Raw genomic sequence first — 15,630 nt, 5'->3', positions numbered from 1 at the left:
CTACCGCTTCAGCCGCGCACAAACCGCAGCCAGGCGATGCCGCCATCCTCCCCCGCTTCGACGCAGCGAAAGCCCTCCCGGGTGTAGAAGGCCTGGGCACCCTTGTTCGCCACCTGACATTTCAGCGACAACCGGCCCCCCGCCACCGCCAGGACATGGTGCAGCAGGATCCGGCCGATGCCCCTTCCGCGCTCGGTCACATAGAGAGAGTGCAGGAAGCTCTGGGGTCGATAGAGGGCGGCCACGCCGACGATCCCGCCGCGATCAATTGCGACGTAGATCTCCTCGTCCCGTGCGGCATTGAGGAAGTCGGCCTCGCTGTGCCGGTCGGAGGGCAGCCAGGTGAAGGTGTCGGTGAGCACGCGGACGTAGACCCGCGCGCAGTCGGCCAGCTCGTCCGGCCGGGCGCGGCGGACGCTCAGGCCTGCATCGTCCAACCTTCGACCCCCATGGCCGCCTGGCGCAACGCCTCCGACCGGGTCGGATGCGGGTGGCACACGCGGGCAATATCTTCGGAGGCGGCGCGGAACGTCATGGCCACGCAGTACTCACCGATCATCTCGCCCGCCTGGGGACCGATCATATGGACGCCCAGAACCTCATCGGTAGCAGCGTCGGCCAGCACCTTCACGAAGCCGTCCGTCTCGTGGTTGATCTTGGCGCGGCTGTTGGCGCTGAAGGGGAACTTGCCGGTCTTGTAAGCGCGGCCCTCGTCCTTCAGCTGTTCCTCGGTCTTGCCCACCCAAGCCACTTCGGGGGCGGTGTAGACCACGCTGGGCACCAGATTGTAGTCCACGTGGGCGTACTTGCCGGCAATCAGCTCAATGCAGGCGACGGCGTCTTCCTCGGCCTTGTGCGCCAACATGGGACCCAGGATCACGTCGCCGGTCGCCCAGACGCCGGGCGCCGAGGTCTTGAAGTGGTCGGTCGGGATGAAGCCGCGCTTATCGGTCTCAATCCCTACGCTCTCCAGCCCGAGGCCCTCGGTGTAGGGCTTGCGCCCGATGGCCAGCAGCACATAGTCGGCGTTGATCGTCTCGGCGGCGCCGCCGGCGACGGGCTCGCAGGTCAGGCTGACGCCCTTCTTGGTGGTCTTGGCGCCGGTGACCTTGGAGCCCAGCTTGAAGGCGATGCCCTGTTTGGTCAGCACGCGCTGGAAGGTCTTGGCCACCTCGGCGTCCATGCCGGGCGTGATCCGGTCCAGGAACTCAACCACTGTCACCTTGGCGCCCAGGCGGCGCCAGACCGAGCCCAGTTCCAGCCCGATGATGCCGGCGCCGATCACCACCAGATGGCCGGGCACTTCCGGCAGGGTAAGCGCGCCGGTGGAATCCACGATCCGGTCCTGATCGACGACCACGCCCGGCAGGCTGGAAGGCTCCGAGCCGGTGGCGATGACGATGTTTTTGGCTTCCAGCACCGTGACGGTTCCGTCCTCGGCGGTGACCTCGACCTTGCCGGTTCCTGCGATCTTGCCCGCGCCCTTGATCCAGTCGGCCTTGTTCTTCTTGAACAGGAACTCGATGCCCTTGGTGAGCGCGCTGACCGACTCGGCCTTCTGCGCCATCATCTGCGGCAGGTTGAGACGCGGCGTCACCTCGATGCCGAGCCTGGAGAACTCGGTGTTGGCGGCGGCGTAAAGCTCCGAGGCGTGCAGCAGGGCCTTGGAGGGCATGCAGCCGACGTTCAGGCAGGTGCCGCCCAGCGTGGCGCGTTTCTCAACGCAGGCCACCTTCAGGCCCAGTTGGCCCGCGCGGATAGCGGCGTTGTAGCCACCAGGGCCGCCGCCGATGATGATCACGTCGTAGAGGGTGTCAGTCATTGTGAGTCATGGCTTTCAGATGCGGGGTGAAGCTGGGCCCAGCTTGGTGGATGTCATTGAATCAGGAGCCCCAACACAAACGCCAGCGCATTTTTCGTGGACCGTTTGCGCTCAATCGGCTCACGTGGCGCCTGTCGCAGCGAGGTAATGTACGCTCGGGCTTCATCAGCATCCGCTTCAGAAACCATCAGCCGGAACCCACCCAACGCAGTCTGCAACAGATAGTATGTCTGGCCGAGCTCGTCGAAAACCGTCGCAGATATGCCCGATGCAACAAGCGCCGAAGCCGCGACGTGGGCCTCAGTCAGGTCTGCAAAACGGGCGATCTGAACCAGCGACATTGGAAGGATGCTTCAACCTACATCGGCGATCCGTCGAGTCGTTCTAATTCGGCTGAACGCGACATGGTTGGTTCCACAAGATCGGAAATTTCGCGCACCGGCTCCAGAACTACGCGACCACCACTTTGTAGAATCTCGACCTCGTCGGCCTCAATGATGAACCCCTCGGGAAACACCACGATCTGCTCGCCATCTTCGGCATCGAGGAGTTGCGCTATCTGCATTTCTAAACGTCCAGCAACAGCCGTTGCGGATCCTCGATGGCCTCTTTCACGTGCACCAGGAAGGTCACCGCGCCCTGGCCATCCACCACGCGGTGGTCATAGCTCAGCGCCAGATACATCATCGGCCGGATCACGACCTGGCCGCCGACCACCATGGCCCGGTCCTGGATCTTGTGCATGCCGAGGATGCCCGATTGCGGGGCATTGAGGATCGGCGTCGACATCAGCGAGCCGTAAACCCCGCCGTTGGAGATGGTGAAGGTGCCGCCCTGCAGGTCTTCCAGGGCCAGCTGGCCGTCACGGGCCTTACGACCCAGGGCGCCGATTTCCTTTTCCACGCCTGCCAGGCTCATCATGTCCGCGTCGCGGACGACCGGCGTGACCAGCCCCTTCTCGGTGCCGACGGCGACCGAGATGTCGTAGTGGTTCTTGAAGATGATGTCGGTTCCGTCGATCTCGGCGTTGACCTCGGGCACCTGCTTCAGGGCATGGACGACCGCCTTCACGAAGAAGCTCATGAAGCCCAGCTTCACGCCGTGGCGCTTCTCGAAGACGTCCTTGTATTGATTGCGCACGGCCATCACGGCGCTCATGTCCACCTCGTTGAAGGTGGTCAGCATGGCCGCAGCGTTCTGGGCTTCCTTCAGGCGGCGCGCGATGGTCTGGCGCAGGCGGGTCATCTTTACCCGCTCCTCGCGCTCATGGACCGGGCGAGGGGCGCTGGCGACGGGGGCGGCGACCGGCGCGGCGGCGCGGGCCTCAAGAGCTGCGAGCGCGTCACCCTTGGTCACCCGGCCGTCCTTGCCGGTACCTGGAATAGCGGCCGGCGACAGGTTGTTTTCCGCCGCGATCCGCTGAGCCGACGGCGCCAGCACCGGCTCAGCCACCGCCTTTGCGACCGGAGCGGGCGCGGCGACCTTGGGGGCCTCGGCCTTGGGCGCAGCAGCCGCCTTGGGCGCTGCGGCGACGGCCCCCTCGGTGATCCGGCCAAGCAGAGCGCCGGGCTCAACGGTCGCGCCCTCCTCGGCCGCAATGGCTGTAAGCACGCCATCAGACGGCGAGGCCACCTCGAGGCTGACCTTGTCGGTTTCCAGTTCCACCAGGATCTCGTCCTTGCGGACCACATCGCCGGCCTTCTTCGCCCAGCGGGCCACCGTTGCTTCGGTGACAGACTCGCCCAGGGCGGGGGTCATGATGTCGGCCATTGGGGGGATCAGCTCCTTGGATCGCAGTCAAACGCGGGCGGGGTCGTTGTGGTTCAGGCGAACGCTTCCGTAAGGAAAGCATCGAGTTCTTTCAGGTGGCGGCTCATCAATCCGGCGGCGGTCGAAGCCGAGGCCGGACGACCCACATAGCGGGCGCGCTTGGCCTTGATCTTCATGCGCTCCAGTGTGAGCTCCAGCCAGGGATCAACAAACTGCCAGCCGCCCATGTTCTTGGGCTCTTCCTGGCACCAGACCAGTTCGGCGTTGGCGAACCGCTTCAGCTCATTGGTCAGGGACTTCAGCGGCCAAGGATAGAACTGTTCGAGGCGCAGGATGTAGACGTCGTCACGGCCGGACTTTGCCCGCTGCTCAATCAGGTCGAAGTAGACCTTGCCCGAGCAGACGATGACGCGCTTGATCTCGGCGTCCGGCTTCAAGGTCACGCCGCCCACATCGCAACCAGCCTCCGCGCCGTCGATCATCACGCGGTGGAACCCGGTGCCCGCAGTCATGTCGGCGATGGTCGACACTGCCCGCTTGTGGCGCAGCAGGCTCTTGGGCGACATCACGATCAGCGGCTTGCGGTACTCCCGCAGCAGCTGGCGGCGCAGGACATGGAAATAGTTGGCCGGGGTCGTGACATTGACCACCTGCATATTGTCTTCAGCGCAGAGCTGCAGGAACCGCTCGAGACGGGCAGAGGAGTGCTCCGGACCCTGGCCCTCGTAGCCGTGCGGCAGCAGCATGACCAGGCCGCTCATCCGGAGCCACTTGCGTTCGCCGGAGCAGATGAACTGGTCGATCACCACCTGGGCGCCGTTCACGAAATCGCCGAACTGGGCTTCCCAGAGCGTCAGGGTGTCGGGATCGGTGAGCGAGAAGCCGTACTCGAAGCCCAGCACCGCCTCTTCGGAAAGCGCTGAGTCCAGCACCTCGAAGTGCGCCTGGCTGGGACCAAGGTTCCGGAGCGGGAAATAGACCTCCTCGGTCTTCTGATCGATCAGACCGGAGTGGCGCTGGCTGAAGGTGCCGCGCACGCTGTCCTGGCCCGACAGACGCACCGGGAACCCCTGGTCAAGAAGGGTCGCGAACGCCAGCGACTCCGCTGTCGCCCAGTCGATGCCAGCCCCTGTCTCGATCGACTCGCGGCGGCCGGCGATGACGCGCTCGACCGTTTTGTGAACAGTGACATGCTCGGGCACGGAAGTGAGCTTGCGACCCAGGTCGAGAAGCTTCTGCTTGGACACGCCGGTGGCGTGACGTTCGTCACCCGACGGCAGCTTCAGCCCCGACCATTTGCCGTCAAGCCAGTCAGCCTTGTTGGCGTTGTAGGCCTTGCCGGACTCGAACTCCTCATCGAGGAACTTGTCGAACTCGGCGATCCAGCCGTCGACAGCCGCCTGGGTGGCGATACCTTCACCGACCAGGCGCTGGGCGTAGAGATCACGCACTGTCGGGTGGCCCTTGATCTTCGCGTACATCAGCGGCTGGGTCATCGTGGGGTCGTCCCCCTCGTTGTGACCAAAGCGGCGGTAGCAGAACATGTCGATGACCACGTCTTTGCCGAACACCTGGCGATACTCGGTGCCCACCTTGGCGGCGAAGGTGACGGCTTCGGGATCGTCGCCGTTCACGTGGAAGATCGGCGTCTCGACCGCCAGAGCCACGTCCGTCGGATAGGGCGAGGAGCGGCTGTTCTTGGGGCTGGTGGTGAAGCCTATCTGGTTGTTGACCACGAAGTGCATGGTACCGCCCACAGCGTAGCCGCGCAGGCCGGAGAGCGCGAAACACTCCGAAACCACGCCCTGGCCGGCGAAAGCCGCATCGCCATGCAGCAGCAGAGGCAGGGCATGGCCACGACCGGCGTCAGGCTGTTCGCGCAGGGTAAAGGCCTGCTTCGCGCGAACCTTGCCGATCACCACCGGGTTGACAATCTCCAGGTGGCTCGGATTAGCGGTCAGCGACAGGTGCACCTCGTTGCCGTCGAACTCGCGGTCCGACGAGGCGCCCAGGTGATACTTCACGTCGCCGGAGCCCTGGACGTCGCTGGGCAGGGACGAGCCACCCTGAAACTCGTGGAAGATCACGTGGTAAGGCTTGCCCATCACGGCGGCCAGGACGTTCAGGCGACCGCGGTGCGGCATGCCGATGACGATGTCCTTCACCCCCATGGCGCCGCCGCGCTTGATGATCTGCTCCAGCGCCGGGACCATGGCCTCGCCGCCGTCCAGGCCGAAGCGCTTGGTGCCGGGGAAGCGGCGATGCAGGAATTGCTCGAAACCCTGCGTCTCGATCAGCTTCTTGAGGATCGCCACCTTGCCCTCGGGCGTGAAGGCGATCTCCTTGTCTCGACCCTCGATCCGTTCCTGCAGCCAGGCCTTCTCCTTGGGATCGGAGACGTGCATGTACTGGACGCCGACATTGCCGCAGTAGGTGCGGCGCAGGATCGCCAGAATCTCGCGGACGGTCGCCGTCTCCAGACCCAGCACATAGTCCAGGAAGATCGGGCGGTCGAAGTCGGGCTCGGCGAAGCCATAGCTGGCCGGATCCAGTTCAGAGGCGTCGCCCGGCGTGGCAGCCAGGCCCAGCGGGTCCAGATTGGCTTTGAGGTGCCCGCGCATCCGATAAGCGCGGATCATCATGATGACCCGCAGGGAATCCAGGGTGGCGGCGCGCACCTCGTCCACCGAGGCCATGGGCTGCCGGGCTTCGATGGTCTTGGCGACCTTGGCTTCGACCGCGGGCCAGAGGCCGTCGATCGCCGAGAGCCAGTCGGGCCGCGTGACAGGGGTGGCGGGTCGCGCCCAACCCGGCTTGCCGGCCGCGCGCATCACATCGGCGGAGGGGTCCAGCAGGGAGGCAAAAAAGGCCGCCCAGGACGGTGCGACCGAATTCGGATCCGCCGTCCACCTGGCATAGAGGTCCTCTACGAAGGCCGCATTGCCGCCGTAGAGGAAGGAGGTTTCGGCCAGAACCTCATTGATCCGGCCTGCGTCGTCCGCCATGTCCTTCGCCTTCCGGGGCGGGCCCACGGACTTCGCAAGAAGGAGCCGAGCGCAACCGCCCTTAAACCTGGTTTTTGCGACGCCGGGCATTCGACGACGTCGAAGACCTGTACGCCCATTTGCTTAATCCTTTTCGACACCCGATGCCGGCGAACCGGATCAGGCGCCCTTGAGCACATCCAGCAGCGTAGTGCCCAGCGCCGCCGGCGACGGCGAAACCCGGATACCGGCGGCCTCCATGGCGGCGATCTTGTCCTCGGCGCCGCCCTTGCCCCCAGAGATGATCGCGCCCGCGTGACCCATGCGCCGACCGGGCGGCGCAGTACGTCCCGCAATGAACCCCACCATCGGCTTCTTGATCGGCGAGGCTGCGATGAACGCCGCCGCATCCTCTTCGGCCGATCCCCCGATCTCGCCGATCATGATGATCGACTCGGTCGCCGGGTCTTTCAGAAACATGTCGAGCATGTCGATGAACTCGGTACCTTTCACGGGGTCGCCGCCAATCCCGACGGCCGTCGTCTGGCCCAGGCCCACCTGAGTGGTCTGGAACACGGCCTCGTAGGTAAGCGTGCCCGAGCGGGAAACAACACCCACCGAACCCTTGCGGAAGATGTTCCCGGGCATGATGCCTATTTTGCACTCATCCGGCGTGAGCACGCCCGGGCAGTTGGGCCCGATCAGCCTGGATTTAGAGCCGGAGAGCGAGCGCTTCACCCGCACCATGTCGGCCACCGGGATACCCTCGGTGATGCAGATGATCAGCGGGATCTCGGCATCGATGGCTTCGAGGATCGAGTCTGCGGCAAAGGCCGGCGGCACATAGATCACGGAGGCGTCTACGCCAGCTTCACGAACCGCCTCGCCGACCGAGTTGAACACCGGCAGACCGATGTGGGTAGTTCCGCCTTTGCCAGGCGTGACGCCGCCGACCATCTTGGTACCATAGGCGATGGCCTGTTCGGAGTGGAACGTGCCCTGGGCGCCGGTAATGCCCTGGCAGATGACGCGGGTGTCTTTGTTGATCAGGATCGACATGGTTCAGGCAGCGCCCCGCACGGCTTTGACGATTTTCTCGGCGCCGTCCGAGAGGTCGTTGGCGGCGATCACGTTCAGACCGCTCTCGTTGATGATCTTCTTGCCAAGCTCGGCGTTGGTGCCTTCCAGGCGCACGACAAGAGGCACGCTCAGACCGACCTGCTTGACCGCGGCGACTACGCCGTTGGCCAGGGTGTCGCAGCGGGCGATGCCGCCGAAGATGTTCACCAGGATGCCCTTCACATTGGGATCGGCCATGATGATCTTGAACGCCGCCGTCACCTTGGCCTCGTCGGCGCCGCCGCCCACGTCCAGGAAGTTGGCGGGCTCAGCGCCGTAGAGCTTGATAATGTCCATGGTGGCCATGGCCAGGCCCGCGCCGTTGACCATGCAGCCGATCTCGCCGTCGAGGGCGATGTAGGAGAGGTCGAACTTCGAGGCCTCGATCTCCTTGGGGTCTTCCTCGGTCTCGTCGCGCAGCGCCACGATATCGGGGTGACGATAGAGGGCGTTGCTATCGAAGCTGATCTTGGCGTCCAGCACCCGCAGGTGATCATCGCCGGTGACGATCAGCGGGTTGATCTCCAGCATCGACATGTCCTTGTCGACGAAGGCCTTGTAGAGCTGGCCCAGCAGGGTGGCGGCTTCCTTGGCCAGTCCGCCGCTCAAGCCCAGCGCGCCGGACAGCGTGCGCGCATGGTGCGGCCACACGCCCGTCGCCGGATCGATGGAGAAGGTGATGATTTTTTCAGGGGTCGCGTGGGCGACCTCCTCGATATCCATGCCGCCTTCGGTGGAGGCCACGACGGAGACCCGTGAGGTCTCGCGGTCCACCAGCAGGGACATATAGAATTCCTTCGCGATCGCCGCGCCTTCTTCGATGTAGAGGCGGTTGACCTGCTTGCCTTTCGGCCCCGTCTGGTGAGTCACCAGCACCCGGCGCAGCATCTCGGCAGCGTTGGTCTTGACGTCCTCGGCGGACTTCAAAACCCGGACCCCGCCCTTGGCGTCAGGGCCAAGGCCCTCGAAGCGCCCCTTGCCGCGCCCGCCCGCGTGGATCTGGGACTTCACCACGAAGACCGGACCTCCAAGCTTGGCGGCGGCGTCGACCGCGTCCTGCACCGTGAAGGCCGCAAAGCCGCGCGGGACCGCCACGCCGAACTCTGCGAGGACGGCTTTGGCTTGATGTTCGTGAATGTTCATGAGGCCTTGGGGTCGGCTGCCGACGGGCTCGCCTGCAGAGCGAGTGAGGCGGCTTATAGGCGCCGCGCCACCCGATGACAACCGCGCGGGGTGCGGAATCCTGCCTTGCGCAACGGGGCCTAACCTAGCGGAACAGGCACTAGCCGAAGAACATCATCCAAAGGGTCCGCCCCGGGATGAACGCGAAGGCCAGATTGATGGCGAAGCCGCCGTAGAACAGACCCATCATCGTGCGGCGATGGCGGCGAACGTCGTGACGTTTTGCCCAGAGCACCGCCAGAGGCGTGATCAGCAATACCCAACCGGTGAACAGGTGCAGCCAGGACCAGCCACCATGGTTCAGTTCGGCGATGAATAGCGTAGCGCCTGCCGTCAACATGACCAGCGAGACCCAGACCCACCCGGCGACCCGGTGAAATGTCCTGCCCTTGCGAACCACCATCGGAACGCCGCCCAGCATCAGTGCGGCAAGCGCCGTTAGCAGGTGAACCTGGATCACCGGCGACAGCGCGGTGAACAACGCCATGTCGGGCAGGTGAGGACGGGCCCTGGCCGCCATCTGCATGACCGGGGTGAATACATTGCCCATCGCCAGACCCAGGACTGCCGTTACGGCCACCATGGAAAGGCCGAAGCGTAACCCGAAGGACATCGGGGCGCGGGCGGGCGTTTGCGAAACAGTCGACATCCTCTATCTCCAACTGATCGGGGGCGGCGGCGCTGCGCGGCCCGGGTTGAGCTGGACATGACGCGGTGGGATCAGGAGCGCGAGCGAGGTTACGTGGGGCGGCGTCCGCAGTTCGCGAACCGCCGCCGGTCGCCGTTGACGCTTCGTGGGCAGCGGGTCGATGACCGGGAACAGCAGCGTCATTCCGCCGTCAGAACCCCCGCCCAACCACGTCCGTGGCCTGGCGATCACCCTGGCCGCCGGGCTGTTTCTCGCCTTCTCCGGCGCGTTTGGAACCTATGAAGCGCCGCTGCTGCGACGCCTGGCCTACTGGCTGCCGGTCATGGCCGTCGGATATGGTTGGGGCTCATTCGTCACCACAACAATCGCGCGGCGGGCCAGAAGCCTGACAGACAACGCCTGGCTGATTGGCGGGGTTGCCGCGGTGGCCATGTCGATTCCCTTCACCCTGTTCGTGTGGACCGCCAGCCGGTTCGTCCTGGGATCGAGCATGCAGCTGGCCGGGATCCCGTTCCTGTTTGGGTATGTCCTGCTGGTGTCGGCGGCGTTGACCGCCATCAACCTCCTGGTGGAGTCCCGTCGTACGGCAATGACCTATGCAGACCCCGCGCTGCCGAAGTTTCTGGAACGGATGCCACTGAAGCTACGCGGCGCCGAAGTCTGGGCTGTGGAGGCCGAGGATCACTACCTTCGCCTGCACACCTCCAAGGGCCAGGACCTGATCCTGCTCAGGCTGGCCGATGCGGTGGACGAACTGCAGGGCATCGAGGGCGCTCAGGTCCACCGATCCTGGTGGGTGGCCCGCGACGCGATCACCGACGCCAGGCGTGGGGATGGCCGCGCGACACTGACGCTCAAGAACGGCGCGGAGGTGCCGGTCAGCCGCACCTATGCCGGGCTGCTACGCGAGCGCGGCTGGATCTAGTTCAGCGCCGACGCGCCCGCCACGCCTCGCGGCTCTGGCCCCAGGCGTCAATGATGTTGCCGAAAGGCGCGGGCATATGCGCCAGCCGAAGAATGCTGGACCCCAGCCGTCGGGCGACGGCTTGAGACGCCACATTGGCCGGCTCGATCGTGTGGATCACCTCGTCCCAACCCAGGGTGTCGAACGCCCAGTCGATGGCGGCAGTGGCGCCTTCGGTGGCATAGCCCCGACCCCAGACCTCGCGCGATAGTCCCCACCCGACCTCCGTGCCCGGCCAACCTTCCGGCTCCCAGGGACCCAGCCGCCCGACCCAGCGCCCCGTGGCCTTCTCGATGACCGAGAACATGGAAAAGCCCCGGATCGTCCAGGCGCCGGTCATGGTGCAGATGCCGCGCCATGCGACGGCGCGGGACTGCGCGCCGCCAAGGTGACGCATGGCCTCCTCGTCGGCCGAGAAGGCCGCCCAGGGCTCGAAGTCCTCGGCCGTCGGAACGCGCAGGATAAGCCGTTCCGTCTCAAGAATCGGGAACGACATCCGGCCCCTAGCCCAGCATGTCCTTGACGGTGTCGCGCTCGCCGACCAGCTCGTCGTTGGTGATCTTGATCTTCGACTTGGCGAAGTCGTCCATCTCGTAGCTGGTGATCACCTCATAGGCGCCAGGCGCGGTGGTCTTCACCGGCATGCCGGCCCACACGCCCTCGGCGAAGCCGTAGCGACCCTCGCTGTTGACCGCGACCGAGTGGATCGCGCCCACAGTCGACAGGTCACGGACATGATCGATCAGGGCATTGGCCGCCGAGGCCGCCGAGCTCTGGCCGCGCGCGTCGATGATCGCAGCGCCGCGCTTGCCGACCGTCGGCAGGTATTCGTTTTCCAGCCAGGCCTGATCGCCGATGACCGAGGCCGCGTCCTTGCCGCCGATCCTGGCGTGGGTGAAGTCGGCGAACATCGTCGGGCTGTGGTTGCCGTAGATGAACAGATCGGAGACGTCGTTGACCGAAACACCGGCCTTCTTGGCCAGCTGGGCGCGGCCGCGGTTCTCGTCCAGGCGCACCATGGCGGTGAAGCGGTCAGGCGTCAGGCGCTTCGCCTGGCTGGCGGCGATCATGGTGTTGGTGTTGCAGGGGTTGCCCACCACGGCGATACGCGCGTCATCGGCGGCGACCTTGTCGATGGCCTGACCCTGAGCGATGAAGATCTTGCCGTTGTCCTTGAGCAGGTCGGCGCGTTCCATGCCGGGTCCACGGGGCTTGGAGCCCACCAGCAGCGCCCAGTTCACATCCTTGAACGCCACCTCGGCGTCGCCCGTCAGGATCATGTCCTGCAGCAGCGGGAAGGCGCAGTCCTCCAGCTCCATCGCCACACCCTTCAGCGCCTTCTGCGGGCCTTCGACCGGGATCTCCAGCAGCTGCAGGATGACCGGCTGATCCTTGCCCAGCATTTCGCCCGAAGCGATGCGGAACAGCAGGGCGTAACCGATGTTTCCGGCGGCGCCGGTGACTGCAACGCGAATGGGCTTCTTGGCCATGGGGCGGCTCCTGATGGGGATTGTCGCGGCGTCCGTAACCCGTTGACGGCGCCGCCGCAATGCCGCAGGCGGCACGGGTGATGTTCGAACTTCATCCCGCCTTCGCCGCCACGTCCGAACCGGTCGGCGACCTGGCGCTTTGCCATGTGCGCCTGCAGACCGACGCCCGCTGGCCCTGGCTCGTGCTGATCCCCCGGCAGGCCGGGCTTCGCGAGCTGGAGGACCTGTCGCACGGGGATCGGGTGGTCCTGATGGCGGAAATCGTCACCGCCGGCGCGGCCGTTCGGGCGGCCGGCCAGGCTGTGGGATGGCCGGTGGGAAAACTGAACGTCGGCCAGCTGGGCAACCTGACGCCGCAACTGCATGTCCATGTGGTGGGGCGCCGCCCCGGCGATCCAGCCTGGCCCGGGCCGGTCTGGGGCGTCGGCGTCGCAGCGCCATGGGATCCGGAAGCCCAGGCCAAGGCCATCACTGGCGCGCGCGCAGCCCTCGGCCTTTAGCGGTTGCGGCGACGCAGGGTGACAGCGACAGTGCGATCGCCCTCGGTCAGGTCGCCCGACAACCGCCCCTCGGCATCGACTTTCAGGTTGGCCACGCGCCCGGCCAAACGGAGGGTCAGCCTATCAGACCGGCGCTCTGCCTGATCCAGGAATCCGGAAGCCTCGATTGCGCCGGGGCGGCGTGGATCGCGCCAGGCGCCATCCACCACACCGTTCCGGTCGAACAGTTGGAAGACGTAGAGTTCCTGATCGCCGGCCCGCAGTGTCCAGCCCCCGTCCATCGGCCCCTGAAACGATGTCACCCCCGCCATGGAGGCGCGCAGCCGGTCATCATAGGCCCGGGTGTCCGCCGTCTGGGTAAACGCATGGCCCGCAGCAAGCGCACCCAGAGCCAGGATGGGGAGACAGGCCTTCATCCGGCGACCCGCCCCGCGATCGCCTCGGCGACGGCGATCAGACGCCGGGCCTCCTCCAGGTGGAGGCGCTCCACCATCCGCCCCTCGACCTTGAGCACGCCCTTGTCGCCCGTTGCCGGGTCATCGAACGCCGCAACCACCGTACGCGCCCAGGCCACGGCGTCCGCCTCCGGGGTAAAGGCGGTGTTGGCCGTATCGATCTGGCCGGGATGGATCAGGGTCTTGCCGTCAAAGCCCCAAGCCGCACCCTGGGCGCATTGCTTCGTCAGCCCGTCAGGATCACCAATGTCGTTGAAGACACCGTCCAGGATGATCAGCCCATGGGCGCGGGCCGCCATCACGCTGAGGCTCAGGGCGGTCGTCAGCGGTGCGCGGTCGACGCCCGGTAGGCAATGCATTTCCTTGGCGAGATCGTTCGTGCCCATCACCCAGACGCCGGTCCCCAGACGCAGCGATGCGGCGGCAATCTCAGGCAGGGCGAACATCGCCGCGCAGGTCTCGATCATCGCCCATAGCGGCAGCTCGGGGCCCGCCGCCGCGCGAACAGCCGCCAGATCCGCCGCCGACGAAATCTTGGGCGTCAGGATGGCATTCGGCCGGGCGCCGGCGACTGCCGCCAGGTCGTCGGCGCCCCAGGGGGTGTCCAGACCGTTCACCCGCACCACGAGTTCGCGCGCGCCGAACCCGCCGGCGCGCACAGCCGCCACCGCCGCCGCGCGGGCTTCAGGTTTTGCTTCCGGGGCCACCGCGTCCTCAAGATCGAGGATCACTGTGTCGCACGGCAGTGAGCGCGCCTTTTCTATGGCGCGCAGGTTGCTGGCCGGCAGGTAAAGAACGCTTCGGCGAGGGCGGGCGGTATCGTGCATCTGGACCCTGAGTGTTCGTGACGCCTTGGCGCAGCGCAAGTCTTAGCGTTTAGGATGGCGTCATGACCACTCTTCCCATCCGCTATGACGCCGACGCCCGCAATGTGCTGGGCGAGGAACTGGTTCCGTGTTCGCTGGACCCGCTCACCGGGTTCTACCGCAACGGTTGCTGCGAGACGGGGCCGCATGATGTAGGGCTGCATACCGTCTGCGCGGTGATGACCGCAGAATTTCTGGCCTTCTCGCGCCGGGCGGGCAACGACCTCTCGACGCCCCGGCCTGATCTGGGCTTCGCGGGGCTGAAGCCGGGCGACCGTTGGTGCCTTTGCGCACCCCGCTGGAAGGAGGCGCTGGATGCCGGCGCGGCGCCGCAGGTGATCCTGCAGAGCACCCACGAAGAAACCCTGGCCATCGTCCCCTTGGGCGTCCTCAAGGACTATGCCGCCCCGGCCTGAGCGAAGGGGTATTCGGCCTCCAGGCGATAGTGCGATCCTTCCGGACTCAGCTGGCTCGAATAGAGGCCGAAGCCGGTAACCGGGATCGGCGGCGACAGCAGGCGCGCATGGGTCTCCAGCCAGAGCGCCACCTGGGTCGGGTTCTGCCGGCGCAGGTTGGCGAGCGTGACGTGGGGACGATAGCGCCGGGCGTCAGCCTCCATACCCGCGTCCCGGGCGGCGCGCTCGCAGGCGCTGGCCAGCCGCGAGAGCGCCGGGTTGGCCTGTACCCCGGCCCATACCGCCGAGGGGCCATCGCTGTCGGAGAATGAGCCCACGCCGTCGAGCACGATCTCGAAGGGACGGGCGACCACCTGCAGCAGCGCCTCGTCCAGATCGCGCGCCACATCCTGGCGGACCTCGCCGAAAAAGCGCAGCGTTACGTGAAACGCCTCGAGCGGCCTCCAGCGCGCGCCGTCGATGCCTGCCTGCCGGCTTTGCAGGGCGCGTCCGATCTCCGGCGGAACGGCGAGCGCGGCGAACAGGCGGATCATGAGCGTTTGATATCCTTATGATGAGCAAAACGAATCAGCCCTTGTACAATGGCCTGCGAAAAACGATATTCGACAAGCGTCCGGATTGCGGGCGCGCATCAAAGGGTCTTGCTCAAATGAGCGACTATAACCGCGACTTCGCGCGCTCGATCCCCGCGGATCGCGCCGACATGTCCGTGGACGTGGGCCTCCGCAGCTTCATGCTAGGCGTCTACAACAAGGTGGCGCTGGGTCTGGTCCTGTCAGCGGCGCTTGCGTTCCTGACCAGCAGCTTCCAGCCGATCAGCAGCCTGATGTTCACGGTCGCCAACGGCCGGGTCGGCTACACGATCCTTGGCATGGTGATCGCCTTCGCACCGCTGGCGGTGATGATGTTCGGCATGTTCGCCATGCGCAACGCCACCGAAAAGACGGCAGGCATCCTCTACTGGTCGATTGTCGGTCTGATCGGCGCCTCGCTGGGCGTGGTGGTGCTGCGTTACACAGGCACATCGATCGCCTCCACCTTCCTGCTCACGGCGACCGCTTTCGGCGCCCTGTCCCTCTTTGGCTACACCACAAAGAAGGACATGACGGCGTTCGGCAGCTTCCTGATCATGGGCATGTGGGGCCTGCTCGGCGCCTCGCTGATCAACATCTTCCTTGGCAGTTCGATGATGTCGCTGATCATCAACGCGCTCGGCGTGTTCATCTTCGCGGGCCTGATCGCCTTCGACACCCAGCGCCTGAAGATGCAGTACTACGAGCTCGGCGGCGACCAGGCCGCCATGGGCGTGGCCACCAACTTCGGTGCGCTCAGCCTCTATCTGAACTTCATCAACCTGTTCCAGTTCCTGCTCGCCTTCCTGGGCGACCGCCGCTAACCGGCGACGCAGGACCA

Annotated in this window: 18 protein-coding genes; 4 read left to right on the top strand and 14 right to left on the bottom strand. The window is 65.7% G+C overall.

The features are described 5' to 3' along the window. Window positions 1-8: 8 nt before the first annotated feature. The 9 genes from ACIQ3B_RS05760 to ACIQ3B_RS05720 all read right to left on the bottom strand — a co-directional run bounded on the left by ACIQ3B_RS05760 (window position 9) and on the right by ACIQ3B_RS05720 (window position 9,526). A complete protein-coding gene (locus ACIQ3B_RS05760) occupies window positions 9-437 on the bottom strand; it encodes a GNAT family N-acetyltransferase (protein WP_397400519.1) in 429 nt (142 codons plus the stop codon). Then, on the bottom strand, window positions 419-1,822 hold the full coding sequence (gene lpdA, locus ACIQ3B_RS05755; protein WP_397400517.1) for a dihydrolipoyl dehydrogenase: 1,404 nt from the start codon (window positions 1,820-1,822) through the stop codon (window positions 419-421). Before lpdA ends, ACIQ3B_RS05760 begins: the two co-directional genes overlap by 19 nt. Before the next feature lie 53 nt (window positions 1,823-1,875). Further along, complete coding sequence (locus ACIQ3B_RS05750; RefSeq protein ID WP_397400515.1) at window positions 1,876-2,163, bottom strand: putative signal transducing protein; 288 nt, start codon at window positions 2,161-2,163, stop codon at window positions 1,876-1,878. A 17-nt stretch (window positions 2,164-2,180) separates the two neighbouring features. Beyond that, complete coding sequence (locus tag ACIQ3B_RS05745; RefSeq protein WP_397400513.1) at window positions 2,181-2,387, bottom strand: hypothetical protein; 207 nt, start codon at window positions 2,385-2,387, stop codon at window positions 2,181-2,183. 2 nt (window positions 2,388-2,389) lie between these two features. Further along, window positions 2,390-3,592, bottom strand: a complete 1,203-nt coding sequence (gene odhB / locus ACIQ3B_RS05740) for a 2-oxoglutarate dehydrogenase complex dihydrolipoyllysine-residue succinyltransferase (RefSeq protein ID WP_397400511.1) — start codon at window positions 3,590-3,592, stop codon at window positions 2,390-2,392. Window positions 3,593-3,645: 53 nt separating this feature from the next. Beyond that, window positions 3,646-6,597, bottom strand: coding sequence for a 2-oxoglutarate dehydrogenase E1 component (locus tag ACIQ3B_RS05735; RefSeq protein ID WP_397400509.1), 2,952 nt, complete (start codon window positions 6,595-6,597; stop codon window positions 3,646-3,648). A 159-nt stretch (window positions 6,598-6,756) separates the two neighbouring features. After that, a complete protein-coding gene (gene sucD / locus ACIQ3B_RS05730; RefSeq protein ID WP_397400507.1) occupies window positions 6,757-7,635 on the bottom strand; it encodes a succinate--CoA ligase subunit alpha in 879 nt (292 codons plus the stop codon). 3 nt (window positions 7,636-7,638) lie between these two features. Next, entirely contained in the window at window positions 7,639-8,838 is a 1,200-nt protein-coding gene (gene sucC, locus ACIQ3B_RS05725) for an ADP-forming succinate--CoA ligase subunit beta (protein WP_397400505.1), read from the bottom strand. Window positions 8,839-8,977: 139 nt separating this feature from the next. Beyond that, the gene (locus ACIQ3B_RS05720; protein ID WP_397400503.1) at window positions 8,978-9,526 is read right to left on the bottom strand and encodes a DUF2306 domain-containing protein; all 549 of its coding nucleotides are present in this window, start codon (window positions 9,524-9,526) and stop codon (window positions 8,978-8,980) included. Window positions 9,527-9,686: 160 nt separating this feature from the next. Here ACIQ3B_RS05720 and ACIQ3B_RS05715 point away from each other — a divergent pair, with 160 nt between their 5' ends. After that, window positions 9,687-10,451, top strand: coding sequence for a LytTR family DNA-binding domain-containing protein (locus ACIQ3B_RS05715; RefSeq protein ID WP_397400501.1), 765 nt, complete (start codon window positions 9,687-9,689; stop codon window positions 10,449-10,451). A 1-nt stretch (window position 10,452) separates the two neighbouring features. On the opposite strand, the gene ACIQ3B_RS05710 is transcribed toward ACIQ3B_RS05715, so the two are convergent. Beyond that, window positions 10,453-10,986 carry a GNAT family N-acetyltransferase gene (locus ACIQ3B_RS05710; protein ID WP_397400499.1) on the bottom strand — a complete coding sequence of 178 codons (534 nt, stop codon included), beginning with the start codon at window positions 10,984-10,986 and terminating at the stop codon, window positions 10,453-10,455. Between the two features lie 7 nt (window positions 10,987-10,993). Continuing rightward, entirely contained in the window at window positions 10,994-11,980 is a 987-nt protein-coding gene (locus ACIQ3B_RS05705) for a malate dehydrogenase (protein WP_397400497.1), read from the bottom strand. 59 nt (window positions 11,981-12,039) lie between these two features. On the opposite strand from ACIQ3B_RS05705, the gene ACIQ3B_RS05700 reads away from it, so the two are divergent. Continuing rightward, window positions 12,040-12,480 carry an HIT domain-containing protein gene (locus ACIQ3B_RS05700; protein WP_397400495.1) on the top strand — a complete coding sequence of 147 codons (441 nt, stop codon included), beginning with the start codon at window positions 12,040-12,042 and terminating at the stop codon, window positions 12,478-12,480. Here the strand turns inward: ACIQ3B_RS05700 and ACIQ3B_RS05695 are convergent. Together ACIQ3B_RS05695 and ACIQ3B_RS05690 are read right to left on the bottom strand one after the other, a co-directional pair. Next, the gene (locus tag ACIQ3B_RS05695) at window positions 12,477-12,896 is read right to left on the bottom strand and encodes a hypothetical protein (protein ID WP_397400493.1); all 420 of its coding nucleotides are present in this window, start codon (window positions 12,894-12,896) and stop codon (window positions 12,477-12,479) included. The two genes, ACIQ3B_RS05700 and ACIQ3B_RS05695, sit on opposite strands and share 4 nt — an antisense overlap. After that, window positions 12,893-13,762, bottom strand: coding sequence for an HpcH/HpaI aldolase/citrate lyase family protein (locus ACIQ3B_RS05690; RefSeq protein ID WP_397400491.1), 870 nt, complete (start codon window positions 13,760-13,762; stop codon window positions 12,893-12,895). Before ACIQ3B_RS05690 ends, ACIQ3B_RS05695 begins: the two co-directional genes overlap by 4 nt. Window positions 13,763-13,824: 62 nt before the next feature. Here ACIQ3B_RS05690 and ACIQ3B_RS05685 point away from each other — a divergent pair, with 62 nt between their 5' ends. Beyond that, window positions 13,825-14,217: a DUF2237 family protein gene (locus ACIQ3B_RS05685; protein ID WP_397400490.1), complete on the top strand. Its 393-nt coding sequence runs from the start codon at window positions 13,825-13,827 to the stop codon at window positions 14,215-14,217. On the opposite strand, the gene thpR is transcribed toward ACIQ3B_RS05685, so the two are convergent. Further along, entirely contained in the window at window positions 14,199-14,750 is a 552-nt protein-coding gene (gene thpR, locus ACIQ3B_RS05680; protein ID WP_397400488.1) for an RNA 2',3'-cyclic phosphodiesterase, read from the bottom strand. The genes ACIQ3B_RS05685 and thpR overlap by 19 nt on opposite strands. Before the next feature lie 116 nt (window positions 14,751-14,866). On the opposite strand from thpR, the gene ACIQ3B_RS05675 reads away from it, so the two are divergent. Continuing rightward, window positions 14,867-15,613: a Bax inhibitor-1/YccA family protein gene (locus ACIQ3B_RS05675; RefSeq protein ID WP_397400486.1), complete on the top strand. Its 747-nt coding sequence runs from the start codon at window positions 14,867-14,869 to the stop codon at window positions 15,611-15,613. Window positions 15,614-15,630: the final 17 nt, after the last annotated feature.

This window comes from Phenylobacterium sp. (assembly GCF_044358365.1).
GTDB lineage: Bacteria > Pseudomonadota > Alphaproteobacteria > Caulobacterales > Caulobacteraceae > Phenylobacterium.
Note: the sequence above shows the minus strand (reverse complement) of the source record. Positions and strands in the feature narration are given on the sequence as shown.

What these genes read in the sequence shown, in the direction of transcription:
- ACIQ3B_RS05685 (WP_397400490.1), top strand. Translation starts at nt 13,825, where the DNA reads ATGACCACTCTTCCCATCCGCTATGACGCCGACGCCCGCAATGTGCTG.
- ACIQ3B_RS05745 (WP_397400513.1), bottom strand. Translation starts at nt 2,387, where the DNA reads ATGCAGATAGCGCAACTCCTCGATGCCGAAGATGGCGAGCAGATCGTG.
- ACIQ3B_RS05750 (WP_397400515.1), bottom strand. Translation starts at nt 2,163, where the DNA reads ATGTCGCTGGTTCAGATCGCCCGTTTTGCAGACCTGACTGAGGCCCAC.
- ACIQ3B_RS05700 (WP_397400495.1), top strand. Translation starts at nt 12,040, where the DNA reads ATGCCGCAGGCGGCACGGGTGATGTTCGAACTTCATCCCGCCTTCGCC.
- ACIQ3B_RS05735 (WP_397400509.1), bottom strand. Translation starts at nt 6,597, where the DNA reads ATGGCGGACGACGCAGGCCGGATCAATGAGGTTCTGGCCGAAACCTCC.
- thpR (WP_397400488.1), bottom strand. Translation starts at nt 14,750, where the DNA reads ATGATCCGCCTGTTCGCCGCGCTCGCCGTTCCGCCGGAGATCGGACGC.
- odhB (WP_397400511.1), bottom strand. Translation starts at nt 3,592, where the DNA reads ATGGCCGACATCATGACCCCCGCCCTGGGCGAGTCTGTCACCGAAGCA.
- sucC (WP_397400505.1), bottom strand. Translation starts at nt 8,838, where the DNA reads ATGAACATTCACGAACATCAAGCCAAAGCCGTCCTCGCAGAGTTCGGC.
- lpdA (WP_397400517.1), bottom strand. Translation starts at nt 1,822, where the DNA reads ATGACTGACACCCTCTACGACGTGATCATCATCGGCGGCGGCCCTGGT.
- ACIQ3B_RS05695 (WP_397400493.1), bottom strand. Translation starts at nt 12,896, where the DNA reads ATGAAGGCCTGTCTCCCCATCCTGGCTCTGGGTGCGCTTGCTGCGGGC.
- ACIQ3B_RS05690 (WP_397400491.1), bottom strand. Translation starts at nt 13,762, where the DNA reads ATGCACGATACCGCCCGCCCTCGCCGAAGCGTTCTTTACCTGCCGGCC.
- sucD (WP_397400507.1), bottom strand. Translation starts at nt 7,635, where the DNA reads ATGTCGATCCTGATCAACAAAGACACCCGCGTCATCTGCCAGGGCATT.
- ACIQ3B_RS05675 (WP_397400486.1), top strand. Translation starts at nt 14,867, where the DNA reads ATGAGCGACTATAACCGCGACTTCGCGCGCTCGATCCCCGCGGATCGC.
- ACIQ3B_RS05705 (WP_397400497.1), bottom strand. Translation starts at nt 11,980, where the DNA reads ATGGCCAAGAAGCCCATTCGCGTTGCAGTCACCGGCGCCGCCGGAAAC.
- ACIQ3B_RS05710 (WP_397400499.1), bottom strand. Translation starts at nt 10,986, where the DNA reads ATGTCGTTCCCGATTCTTGAGACGGAACGGCTTATCCTGCGCGTTCCG.
- ACIQ3B_RS05715 (WP_397400501.1), top strand. Translation starts at nt 9,687, where the DNA reads ATGACCGGGAACAGCAGCGTCATTCCGCCGTCAGAACCCCCGCCCAAC.
- ACIQ3B_RS05720 (WP_397400503.1), bottom strand. Translation starts at nt 9,526, where the DNA reads ATGTCGACTGTTTCGCAAACGCCCGCCCGCGCCCCGATGTCCTTCGGG.